This is a genomic window from Jiangella asiatica, assembly GCF_004349065.1.
Classification (GTDB): Bacteria; Actinomycetota; Actinomycetes; order Jiangellales; family Jiangellaceae; genus Jiangella; species Jiangella asiatica.
Genome location: NZ_SMKZ01000092.1, coordinates 1 through 11,068, shown reverse-complemented (window position 1 = coordinate 11,068; position 11,068 = coordinate 1). Strand labels below are relative to the sequence as shown.

At 68.0% G+C, this 11,068-nt stretch carries 9 protein-coding genes; 6 read left to right on the top strand and 3 right to left on the bottom strand.

Annotated features, from left to right (window positions below; all coding sequences use genetic code 11):
- Positions 1–243: 243 nt before the first annotated feature.
- The 3 genes from uxaC (at position 244) to E1269_RS31255 (ending at position 4,769) form a co-directional block, all read left to right on the top strand.
- Positions 244–1,698: a glucuronate isomerase gene (uxaC, locus tag E1269_RS31265; protein ID WP_131902049.1), complete on the top strand. Its 1,455-nt coding sequence runs from the start codon at positions 244–246 to the stop codon at positions 1,696–1,698.
- A 78-nt stretch (positions 1,699–1,776) separates the two neighbouring features.
- The gene (locus E1269_RS31260) at positions 1,777–3,504 is read left to right on the top strand and encodes a hypothetical protein (protein ID WP_131902043.1); all 1,728 of its coding nucleotides are present in this window, start codon (positions 1,777–1,779) and stop codon (positions 3,502–3,504) included.
- Between the two features lie 272 nt (positions 3,505–3,776).
- Positions 3,777–4,769: a LacI family DNA-binding transcriptional regulator gene (locus tag E1269_RS31255; protein WP_131902041.1), complete on the top strand. Its 993-nt coding sequence runs from the start codon at positions 3,777–3,779 to the stop codon at positions 4,767–4,769.
- Positions 4,770–4,973: 204 nt separating this feature from the next.
- On the opposite strand, the gene E1269_RS31245 is transcribed toward E1269_RS31255, so the two are convergent.
- Genes E1269_RS31245 through E1269_RS31235 form a run of 3 tightly spaced genes read right to left on the bottom strand, consistent with a single transcriptional unit; the run spans position 4,974 to position 7,024 of the window.
- On the bottom strand, positions 4,974–5,780 hold the full coding sequence (locus E1269_RS31245) for an LLM class flavin-dependent oxidoreductase (protein WP_131902047.1): 807 nt from the start codon (positions 5,778–5,780) through the stop codon (positions 4,974–4,976).
- Between the two features lie 46 nt (positions 5,781–5,826).
- Complete coding sequence (locus tag E1269_RS31240) at positions 5,827–6,240, bottom strand: PPOX class F420-dependent oxidoreductase (RefSeq protein ID WP_131902045.1); 414 nt, start codon at positions 6,238–6,240, stop codon at positions 5,827–5,829.
- A 49-nt stretch (positions 6,241–6,289) separates the two neighbouring features.
- On the bottom strand, positions 6,290–7,024 hold the full coding sequence (locus E1269_RS31235) for an alpha/beta fold hydrolase (protein WP_131902039.1): 735 nt from the start codon (positions 7,022–7,024) through the stop codon (positions 6,290–6,292).
- 129 nt (positions 7,025–7,153) lie between these two features.
- Between E1269_RS31235 and E1269_RS31230 the strand changes: the two genes are divergently transcribed.
- From E1269_RS31230 to E1269_RS31220, 3 genes are all read left to right on the top strand, one after another.
- Entirely contained in the window at positions 7,154–8,047 is an 894-nt protein-coding gene (locus tag E1269_RS31230) for a LysR family transcriptional regulator (RefSeq protein WP_131902037.1), read from the top strand.
- Between the two features lie 121 nt (positions 8,048–8,168).
- Positions 8,169–9,263 carry an ArsR/SmtB family transcription factor gene (locus E1269_RS31225; protein WP_131902035.1) on the top strand — a complete coding sequence of 365 codons (1,095 nt, stop codon included), beginning with the start codon at positions 8,169–8,171 and terminating at the stop codon, positions 9,261–9,263.
- An 80-nt stretch (positions 9,264–9,343) separates the two neighbouring features.
- The gene (locus E1269_RS31220) at positions 9,344–11,005 is read left to right on the top strand and encodes an ABC transporter substrate-binding protein (RefSeq protein WP_131902033.1); all 1,662 of its coding nucleotides are present in this window, start codon (positions 9,344–9,346) and stop codon (positions 11,003–11,005) included.
- The last annotated feature ends 63 nt before the right edge of the window (positions 11,006–11,068 follow it).

Sequence of the window (11,068 nt, the reverse complement as noted above, 5' to 3'; positions counted from 1 at the left end):
CCATGAGCGAACACGGCTGGTGCGACCGGTGAAGCGCGCCCAGGCCGAGTTCTGGCGCGACCGATCGAATTGAACTGCAAACGGTTGTGCAACTAGTCTCATCCAAGGCAAGATGGGGCGCACACGTACCGCGCTGGTACCCACGTAGGGCGACAAGCGAGTGCGAGGCAACCGACAGCACCGCCTGGTATCGATAGCAGCCGCTTCAGAGACGAGGTCACCTTGCTTGAATCCGACTACTGGATGCTGGCCCCCGACCGGATGCTGCCGACGGAGCCGGCACTGCGCGGGATCGCCCGGGAGATCCACCAGCAGACGGCGAGGCTTCCGGTGGTCTCGATGCACGGCCACGTCGATGCCCGGCTGCTCGCCGAGAACCGCCCGTTCACCGACCCGGCCGAGCTCTTCGTCACCTCCGACCACTATGTGGTGAGGATGCTGGTCTCCCAGGGCGTCCCGCTCGAACAGATCGGAATGCCCGCGGCGCACGAGGCGGTAGCCGTCGAGACCGACCCACGAGCGATCTGGCGCACGTTCTGCGCCAACTGGCATCTGTTCAGGGGCACGCCCAGCCGGTACTGGCTCGAGCATGAGCTCGTGGACGTCTTCGGCGTGCCGCACCGCCCGTCCGCCGAGACCGCGGACGCCATCTACGACCACCTGGTGGCGATGCTCGAACGCGACGAGTACCTTCCGCGCGCGCTGCTCGACCGGTTCGACATCGAGATCCTGGCCACCACCGACTCGGCTACCAGCACGCTGGGCGGGCACGCCGCGCTCGCGCGGGAGGGCTACGGCGAGCGCATCGTGCCGACCTTCCGGCCTGACGGCCTCCTGCACCCGACCGCGGCCTCCTGGCCGCAGAGTGTCCGTAGACTCGCCGAGCGGTCCGGGATCGACATCGCCGGCTACGACGACTTCCTCGACGCCCTGGGGGAGCGGCGGCGCACCTTCATCGCGATGGGAGCGCGGGCGACCGATCACGGCCACCTGCATGCCGACACGACCCCGCTCGATCACACCGACGCGGCGCGGATCTTCGCCACCGCGCTGCGCGGTGAGGTCAGCGAGCGGGACGCCGACGCCTTCAGCAGCCACATGCTTTTCGAAATGGCCCGCATGTCGGTCGATGATGGGCTGGTCATGCAGATCCATGCTGGCGTGCTCCGCGACCACAACGCCGAGGTACGCCGGCGGTTCGGGCCCGACCGGGGTTTCGACATCCCGGTCGGTGCTGAGTTCACCCGGAACTTGCGGCCACTGCTCGAGGCCTTCGGCCGGGAACCCGGCATGCGCCTGGTCGTCTTCACCGTGGACGAGACCGTCTACTCGCGCGAGCTGGCGCCGCTGGCCGGCGTGTACCCGGCGATGAGGCTCGGCGCCCCGTGGTGGTTCCTCGACAGCCCGCACGGCATGCGCCGGTTCCGTGAGCTCGTCACAGAGACCGCGGGCTTCTACAACACGAGTGGCTTCGTCGACGACGCCCGCGCGTTCGCGTCGATTCCGGCGCGGCACGATCTCTCCCGCCGGATCGACGCCGGCTACCTCGCCCGGTTGGTCGGCGAGGGCCAGCTGACGCTGGACGAAGCGGTTGAGACCGCGATCGACCTCGCCTATCGGCTGCCGCTCGAGGCCTACGCGCGGCGGTCCGAACACGCCGTCTCCTCGCTCGGGGTAGGTGCCGATGCGTATCGCTGACGCCGCCGTGATCGTCACCAGCCCCGGTCGGAACTTCGTCCCGCTGAAGCTCACGACCGACGGCACGGTGCACGACTGGTGAGCGACACTGCGACATTCCAGACCAGGGCCCTGGAGCTGCATGCCAGCGCGCACATCTGGAGCCCGAAGACGCTGAGCCGGGTCTTGCGCTTCATGGCGGACAACGCGCTTGACACGCTTTCGCTGCACGAAGTCGGGATCCTCGAGCGCCTGGTTTATCCCGGCAGGTACTTCGGAGCGGCGGAGTCGGACGCGAACATCTCCGAACGGTACCGGTCGGCGTACCGGACGCTGTATCGCTACACCCCAGGGCGACGGTCCAAGCCGTACCTGTTCATGGAGACCATCCGATGGCTGCTGCGGCGAGCCGAGGAGCTCGGCATCGAGGTTTATCTGAACAACAAGGAGTTGTTCTTCCCGGACATCGTCGTGGAACTGCACCCCCAGGTGCTCGAGAACGGGGTTCTGTGTCCCACCGACCCGTTCTGGCTGGAGTTCCTCACCACAAAGTACCGCGAGCTGTACGAGGACCTGCCCGGCCTGGCCGGCACGATCACCGCGCCGGGAACGGGCGAGAGCAGACTCGCGATCTCCGGGAACAGGTGCCCGTGCGACCGGTGTGCCGCCACCACCGCGTCGGAGTGGTACTCGGCCGTCATCCGCGCGATCCACGAGCCGACGGCGGCTGCCGGCAAAACGCTCGTGCTGCGGGATTTCGTTTTCGGGCGGGCCGAGCAGGACGCGCTCGCGACGGCGTGGGCGGACCTTCCTGCCGACATCGTGATCTGCCTGAAGAACACGCCGCACGACTACTATCCGACCTTTCCGGACAACGCGCGGATCGGCGCGGTGGCCGGACGCCGGCAATGGGTCGAGTTCGATGCGATGGGTCAGTACTTCGGGTGGGGCGTTGCGCCGGCGATCCTCATCGAGGAGACCCGGCGGCGGTACCGGTACGCGGCGGACCGCGGGGCCACGGGCGTGCTAGTCCGCGTGGACTGGGAGTCGCTCGACGGTCACAGCGCGTTCGACACACCCAATGTGCTCAACCTGCGCTCCATGGCGACGTTGGCCGTGGCGCCGGACACGGCGTCGGCCGATCTGTACCGCCAGTGGCTGACCGGCGAGGGTCACGTCGACCCCGAGGTGGGCGAGGAGACGATGCGGGCGTGTGTCGGATGGGCGGCCGCGACGTTCGAGGCGTCCTGGCCGATCGTGCGCGGCACGCTCTACGCAGACGACTGTGTCATCAGCGACTCCAGCTCGTTCCCGGTGGGCCTCGATCACCTGTTCTGGCTGGCCGAAGAGAAGAACTCGTTGCGCGACTGGGACCGGACCCGGTGGGACGCCCTCGATCCGGCTCCGGAGCGGGTGTGGTACCTGATCGCCGAGAAGGAGGAGGCGCTCGAGCTATGGCGCACCACCTACGACCGAATGTCGGCGGGGAACCCAGGGCTGCGTGCCGACCGGTACCAGGACCTCGTGCGGCGGTATCGGGTTTTCGGGACCTACGTCGAGGGCTTCGTCCACGTGCTGGTGACCGCCATCTGTGCGCGCCACGTGCTGCGGTACGGCGATGCCGCCGAGCCGGAGATCGTCCAGCGACTCCGGCACGCCCTGGACGAGCTGGGAGCCTACCTGCGCGGCATCCGGGCAGATCCGAGTCTCGACTGGTTTCCGGCCGCCCATCTGGTCAACGCCGAGCGGCTCGGGGCGTACGCAGACGACGTGACGCGACGGGTCGCCGGCATCGTGGCCGGTGCATCGGACCGAAAGGGCTCGTGATGGAAATCCGCTACCGCCCGGCTGGGACGCGCGGGGGACATCGCTGGTGCGGCCGTCCCGGCGCGACGCCTGGGACCACGTCCACGGCGCGATCCTGCCCGTTGACGTCGGACGGATATCGTGGTCAACGGCCGTGGCCGATACTCTCAGCGCAACCACAACGGGCCATGATTGATAGCGTCGGCGCCTGGTGTCATGCATAGGCAACCGCTTTCATGCCGACCGTCCAGACGCCGCGACAGGGCGAGCAAGACCCGGGGGAGGAACACAGCGTGGCAGTGACGATTCGCGACGTGGCGTTGACGGCGGGTGTCTCGCCGTCCACGGTGTCGCGAGCCCTGTCGGCACCTGATCGGGTGAACGCCGCTACCCGGGAGCGCGTCCTCGCCGCCGCGCAGCGGGTGGGTTACCGGCCGAACCGGGCGGCGCGGGGCCTTATCACCGGGCGAACCGGCAATGTCGGGCTCATCGTGCCCGATCTGGCGAACCCCTACTTCGCGAGTGTCGTGAAGGGGGCGCAGGCGCGGGCCCGGGAGAGCGACTACGCCGTGTTCGTCGCCGACACCGACGAAGAGGCGGGCGTCGAGCCCGATCTCATGCTCGCGCTCTCGAAACAGGTAGACGGGCTGCTGCTGTGCTCGCCGAGAACCTCGACGGAGGAACTCGCCGCCGTCGACACCGGCACACCGATCGTCGTCATGAACCGCCGCGTGAGTCCGTGTGTGGTCGCAGACAACGGCGACGGCATGCGCCAGGCCCTCGCACACCTGGCGGCTCTGGGCCATCGTGCCGTCGGCTACGTCGGAGGGCCCCGGACGTCCTCGTCGAATGCAGAGCGCCTGGCGGGCTTGGAGACGGCCGCGCCCGACCTCGGCGTCGAGCTTCGTCCCATGGGGAACTTCCCTCCTTTGTTCGAAGGAGGCGTCGCGGCCGCCGACATCGTGATCGCGTCCGGCGTGACGGCTGCGATCGTCCACAACGACATCGTCGCGTTCGGCCTGATGAGCCGCTTCGTGGCTCGCGGCGTGGCCGTGCCGGGCGACGTGAGTGTCGTCGGATGCGACGACATCGCCATGTCGGCCATGGCGCACACGCCGCTCACCACCGTCGCGATGCCCAAGAACGAGTTGGGCCGGGCGGCCATGGTCCTCCTCATCGAGATCCTCAACGGCTCGGTGCAGCCGCATTCGGTCGTGCGCGAGCTCCCGGTGCGGCTGATCGTGCGCGAGAGCACCGCGCCCGCTCGCACCGAGGAGCGGCGGTAGCGCACTCCATTGCGGCCTCGCCGGTCCGCAGCTCATGGTGCGTCACCTCGGGACCAGCGATTGCGAGCCGAGCCGGGGAGGGCAACATCGCGACCGGCGGCGCAACCCTCGCCGCCGAAGTGGCCGAGTCGGGTCTGATCGAGGAGTACCGGGCCAGGGTTTACCCGGTGTTTGGTCGCTCGTCTCTTCGTTGCGGGAGTGACTCTACGGACCAACGCGAAGAACGCCGCGTACCTGATCAACGGTCACAGACGCTGGAAACCTGGTGAAGCGCCAGGTGGCGCCGGCAGCGGCGTATGCCGCCGGATCTTCGTCGGCCGGCAACGAAGCCACGAGGTCGAACCTGGCGTCGCCGACCCCGGCCTGCCGGCGCAGTTCGGTGAGCTGAGCGGCAGCTTCGGCGATGTGATCTGGGCTGTCGACACCGATTGGGAAATAGCCCTGATACCGGGCCGCGCGACGTAGCGGCTTGACCTTGCCGCGGTAGCCCCCGACCCACACGGGAACTCCGGGGCGCTGTGCCGGCCGGGGCAGGAATCGCATCCCGTCCACGGTGAAATAGCGGCCGCGATGCCGCACCTCGTCGCCCGACCAGGCCGCTTCAAGGATCTCGAGCGACTCGTCGAGCTTCTCCGCCCGTGTCCTGTCGTCGACATCCTCACCCGTGATCGAGTACTCGTGCCCGAATTCGTCACTGCCAGTGCCGACGCCGAGCGTCAATCGTCCTCCGCTCAAAACGTCGAGCGATGCCGTCTCCCGCGCCACCTTGACAGGCCGCCGGCGTGCCAACGGCGTCACCATCGGCCCGATCAGGATGCGCGAGGTCGCTGCGGCTATCGCCGCCAACGCGATCCATGGGTCGGCCGCGGCGCGCACGGGTCCGCTCAGACGGACGTGATCCCACAAGAACACTCCGTCCCAACCGGCGTCTTCGGCCTCCACAGCCAACTGGACGAGGACGCGTGGATCGGCAAGATCGTCGAAGATCGGCATGAACAACGCCGCACGCATGGTCACGGTTGAGCTCCAGTTTCTTCGAAGGGCGGTTCAGGACGTGTCAGCCGAGGCCGGCTCGGGCGATGACGTTGGTGATGGTGATCCGCACCGCGGTGAAGCCTTCGTGTACGAATGATTCAGCTAACGCGTCTGCGGGATGGGTGGGGTAGTAGCGGTTGGCGATGCGTGCGCCGACGTGTTTGATCTGGTCTGGTTCGGCGGAGATTCGCGCTTCTCCTTCGATGGTCACGAAGCTGTAGGGCTGGCTCTCGTCGCTGATGCAGATTGCGATGTGGCGATCATGAGCCAGGCTCTTGCCTTTGACGCTCCCGGGCGACAAGGCGAAGGCGAGTTCGTCGCCGTCGAGGATGAAGCAGACGGGTGTGACGTGGGGTCGCCCGTCGGGGCGGGTGAGAGCTAGGTGGGCAAGCTTTGTTCCCGCTGCGACGAAGGACCGCCATTCGTTGTCGGTCATTGTTGTCACGGGTGTTTCCTTTCGGGCGCGATGAGTTCGGGTTGCAGGGTCAACGGCGGTACGCGGCAAGGGAGGCGGTCGGTGATGCCGTCGTGCCGGCGGGCGTCGAGGTGCGGCCTTCGAGTAGGTCCGCCAACCCTTGGGGCCGGCTGAGGGCGACACAGTGGCCGCTGACGATCTCGTCGGGCACGATGCCGAGGCGTTCGGCCACCAGCCGCCGGAGGAAGTCCCGCGGGAAGAAGCGATCCTCGCTGCACAGCACGAACCTGGTCGGCACATCCGGCCACGCGTCCAGCGGCCACGGAGCGGCCATCGAGGCCTGCGACGGGTGTGCCCGCTCCTTGCTCATCGCCTCCTTGGCCAGCTCGCGCGGCACGTCGTGGTAGAAGCTGACGTACGGGTCCGGGTTGCCGGTCAGGCCGCCGTCCCGCGCGGCTTGCTCTCGCACCGCGCTGCTGTATCCGGTGTTGGACCACCAGTCGTCCGGTGGCTCGCCCGGCGCCGGGATCATGCCGGCCACCAGGACCAAAGCATCGGCGGCGAGCCGATCGGCGACCAGGGGAGCGGTAAAGGCTCCGAACGACTGGCCCGCAACGACAAGGTCCTTCCGGCTGCCGACCGCCTCGAAGACCGCGTCGGCGTAGTCGGCGAGAGTCGCCGATTCGTCGCCGGCCGGGAGGTCGGGGGCGATGACGTCGTGGCCGCGGCTCCGGAGCTCGGCAGCGACCAGGTGCCAGTACCAGCCTGCGTCCCCGGCGCCGTGGATCAGTGCGAAGGTGCTCATGTCGTGCTCCTCAGGGTGTCGCTCTTCTCTTGTTCGTACGCGTCATGGCAGCGACGCTAGATGCGTCGGCGCATTATGAAAAGCGATTGTTTTCGATCGAGTTGATCGCTATGAGCTATGCTTTGGCCTGTGGCTGACGTCGAGCTGCGCCATCTGAGGACGATGGCTGCTATCGCCGAGGAAGGAACGTTCGGCCGAGCGGCGGCCCGGCTTGGCTACACCCAGTCATCGGTGAGCCAGCAGATCGCGGCGCTGGAGCGGGCCGTCGGTGGTCCTGTCTTCGATCGGCCCGGCGGTCCTAGGCCGGTACGGATCACTCCCCTTGGCGAGGTGGTCTTGACCCACGGGCGCGATCTGCTCACGAAGGCGGAGGCGCTGGCCGACTCCGTCGATCGTTTCAGGGCGGGTAACGGCCGGATCGACATCGGCACCTTCCAGGGCGTATCCAACCTGATCCTGCCGGCCGTCGTGCGCCGGCTACTCGACGAGCACCCCGGGTGCGACATCAGGCTGTCCGACGTGGAGCCGGAGGATCCGCAGATCGGAGATCTCGACCTGTTGTTCTACGACGGCCGCATCGACGGTGACGTCGAGCACGTCAAGCTGTTCGACGAGCAGTACCTCCTGGTGGCCGGTGCCGGCGCATTCCCCGATGGTCCTGTGCGGGTGAAGCTGCTCGACGATGCTCCGATGGTCGCCTGGCCTCTCACCTATCACCAGAGATGGTTGGAGCGGGCGCTCGCCAGCGCCGGCGCGCGGCCACGGATCGTGTTTCGAACCGCCGGCCACGAGACGATCGTGTCCATGGTGCGGGCGGGCATCGGCTCGGCTGTGCTGCCATGGCTCGCCCTCTACGGATCCGATGCCTGGTCCGACGACCTGCTCAGCATCCACCAACTGCGACCATCACCCGCCCGTGAGCTGTTCTTGCACTGGCCGGCCGAACGCACCCGATCGCCACTCGCGACCCGAGCCGTCAGTATCGCCGTCGAAGCCGCCGGCGAGCTGGCCAACCAGATGTGACACGTGCGCTGAAGCCGCGTCGCCGAGCTCATTGTCTGATCCGTCCGCGATTGCCCCTTGACGCACCAATGCGACAGGGATAGTTTTTCGACCACGGTCGATTTTCGATGGGTTGGCGATCATGAAGCTGATCAAAAACGCCGACGCCCAGTCGGTGGGTCGAGGGTTCCACGGCGAGGTACGCCTGGACACCTCGGTCTGTTACGACTTCGTGGTCAGCCTGCGCGCCCTGTTCAACCCGCGCACCTTCACGCGGTCGCGGCGGTGGGCGTCGGAGCAACTGGACCGGCTGGGGGAGGACGTCGTCGTCCAGGGCCGGTTCCTGTTCCAGGGCCTGGACACCGCGCTCGGCTATGGCGCCGTGCGGCTTATCAGGCAGTTGCCGGCAGGGGCGGGACCGGAGGACCTCGTCGCGGCGATGCGGCGGATGCCGGCGGCCGAGCTCGCGCTGCTGATGCTCGACAGCGGCGACGCCGACGCATCGCGACTGGAGCGCTTCCAGGCCGCGATGGGAAAGAAGGCGAAGGCGGTCGTCGACGGCGCCGTCGACGGGCTGGCGTCCGGGTGGGCGACGCGGTGCCGGCGGGTTCTGCGTGAGCCGGCGGCGGTGCAGGAGGAGTTCGTGACCGTGCTGGAGGCCTACCTGACGCAGGTCTTCGCGGCGCACGTCGGCGACGTCACCAAGCTGGTCGCCGACGCGGACACCGCGGCGCGGTCGCTGCTCGACGTGTTGCCCGCAGCAGCCGGGATCGAGCGACTGACCGGCGGTTACACACTGGGGGAGGACCTGGATCTCGCCGCGGTGACGCTGGCACCGTCGGTGTTCATCCACCCCTATGTGGTCGCCCGGATCGACGAGGACACGCGGGAGGCGCTGGTCGTCTACGGCGTCGACAGCGACTTCTTCGACGGCTACGACCCGGTGCCGATGCGGCACGACCTGGTCGCCGCGCTCAAGGCGATGTCCGACCCGAACCGGCTGGCGCTGCTTCGCATGCTCGCCGAAAGGCCGATGTACGCCGCCGAACTGGCCGCTCAGCTGCGTTTGGGGCAGCCGACGGTGCACCACCACGTCCATCAGCTGCGAGCTGCTGGGCTGCTGCGTCAAGAACGTGATCGAACGGGGATGAAGTACTCGCTCCGCGCGGATGCCACCGCGGAGATCCTCCGGTCTCTGGAGGGCTGGATCTTCGGTCCGCTGGACCGGAGGTCCTGAGACAAGAGCTTGCGCGTAACGGGGCGGTTGCCGGGCTCACCAACCAGTTGGAGAGAACGTTCGTTCCTAGGGAGACCATCATGCGTGGTCGAAAGCACAGCCGCAGTACCGCTCCGCTCGCCGTCGCCGCATCGTTGCTGGTGGCCGCTTGTACGAGCGTGCCCGTGGAGGACCGGTCCCCGCAGGACGCGCCGACGATCGACGACCCGTCGGGCCGGGAACCCGTCCCCACCATCGCGCTGCTGACCAAGACAGCGGCCAACGATCCGTCGCGATTCGAGCTCTCCCGGATGATCGTCGAGGCATGGCAGGAGGCCGGCATCGACGCCGAGCTGCTTCCCGTCGACGACGCCCAGTTGAACAGCCGGACCTTCGCCGGGAAGGACTACGACGCCTTCGTCGTGTCGTACGGCCCGACGCCGGAACGCCTGGACCCCGACAACCTCCTGAGCCGGTTCCAGTCCGCCAACGCGACGGACTCGGGCACCAATGTCTCGATGTTCGTCGACCCGGAATACGACGAGGCGTATCTCGCCCAGAACCAGGCGGCTGACGAGGACACCCGGCGGGCCGCGGTGGCGCAGGCTCAGCGAATCCTCCATGACGAGGTGCCCGTGGTCCCGCTGATCTACCCCGTCGTCGGCGCCGCCTACCGGTCCGACCGCTGGGAAGGCATCGAGCCGGCGGTCGGCTACCCCGTCTTCAACATCTGGAACGCGACCGCCGCCACCCCGCTGGACGACCGGGACACACTGGTCGTCGGCACCGTGTTCGAGCCGCCCACACTCAACCCGGTGCTGGTCGAGACGCTGGAGAGTCAGATCCCGTTGTCTCTGATCTATGACACTCCGCTGGCCATCGGCCCCGACGGCGAGACCGTGGAGCGCGCCGCCGAGAGCGTCGAGGTCTCCGGTGCCGAGGTCACGCTGACCCTGCGCGACGGCATGACGTTCAGCGACGGGACACCGGTCACGGCCGAGGATCTCGCGTTCTCAGTCGAGTACCTGCGCGACAACGCCGCACCCTTGTACGCGGCAGGGCTGGCGGGTGTGACGGAGGTCCGGGTGTCGGGCCGAGCGGTGACGATCGCGCTGGCGGCGCCGGCCGCGCACTTCGCCGACGTCACGCTCACGCAGTTGCCGATCCTCCCGCGCCACGTCTGGGCCTCGGTCACCGACCCGACCACCTTCACGAACGAGACTCCCGTCGGATCCGGGCCGTTCGTCCTGCAGCAGCATCGCATCGGCGAGTCGCTGACGTTCGCGGCCAACCCCGCTCACTACGACGCCCCGGCCGTCGCCGGGCTCGAGCTGACCATTCTCGGCAGTTTCGACGCAGGAGTCAGCGCGCTCACGTCGGGTGAGATCGACCTGTACGACGACGTCCAGCCGGCTACACAGTACGAGTCGTTGAAGGACGTCGATGGCGTCACGGTGGTCGAGACGCAGAGCCATGGTTGGCGGGGCCTGCACTTCAACACGTCGCGGGCGCCGTTCGACGACCGCGCCTTCCGGGAGGCGCTGCGGTCGCTGATCCCGTACGAGGACCTAGTCGACATCGTGATGGAAGGCGCCGCCGAGCCGGGTGGGTCGGTGATCGCGCCAAGCCTGGATCAGTGGCACGACCCCGATGTCGGGCCGTTCGAGTACGACCCCGCCGCGGCGATGGAGACGCTGGCCGACGCCGGCTACGCCTTCGGACCCGACGGCACGCTCTACTACCCCGAATCGGCCGGCTCCTGAGGCGCGCGTGGACACCGAGGAGATGCGCAGCGATGGCAACCGTCACGACCCCACCCACCACCC

Bases quoted from the DNA above. Each gene is read 5' to 3' on its own strand.
- E1269_RS31240 (WP_131902045.1), bottom strand. From the start codon at position 6,240: ATGACCGACAACGAATGGCGGTCCTTCGTCGCAGCGGGAACAAAGCTT.
- E1269_RS31225 (WP_131902035.1), top strand. From the start codon at position 8,169: ATGAAGCTGATCAAAAACGCCGACGCCCAGTCGGTGGGTCGAGGGTTC.
- E1269_RS31235 (WP_131902039.1), bottom strand. From the start codon at position 7,024: ATGAGCACCTTCGCACTGATCCACGGCGCCGGGGACGCAGGCTGGTAC.
- uxaC (WP_131902049.1), top strand. From the start codon at position 244: ATGCTGGCCCCCGACCGGATGCTGCCGACGGAGCCGGCACTGCGCGGG.
- E1269_RS31220 (WP_131902033.1), top strand. From the start codon at position 9,344: ATGCGTGGTCGAAAGCACAGCCGCAGTACCGCTCCGCTCGCCGTCGCC.
- E1269_RS31245 (WP_131902047.1), bottom strand. From the start codon at position 5,780: ATGCGTGCGGCGTTGTTCATGCCGATCTTCGACGATCTTGCCGATCCA.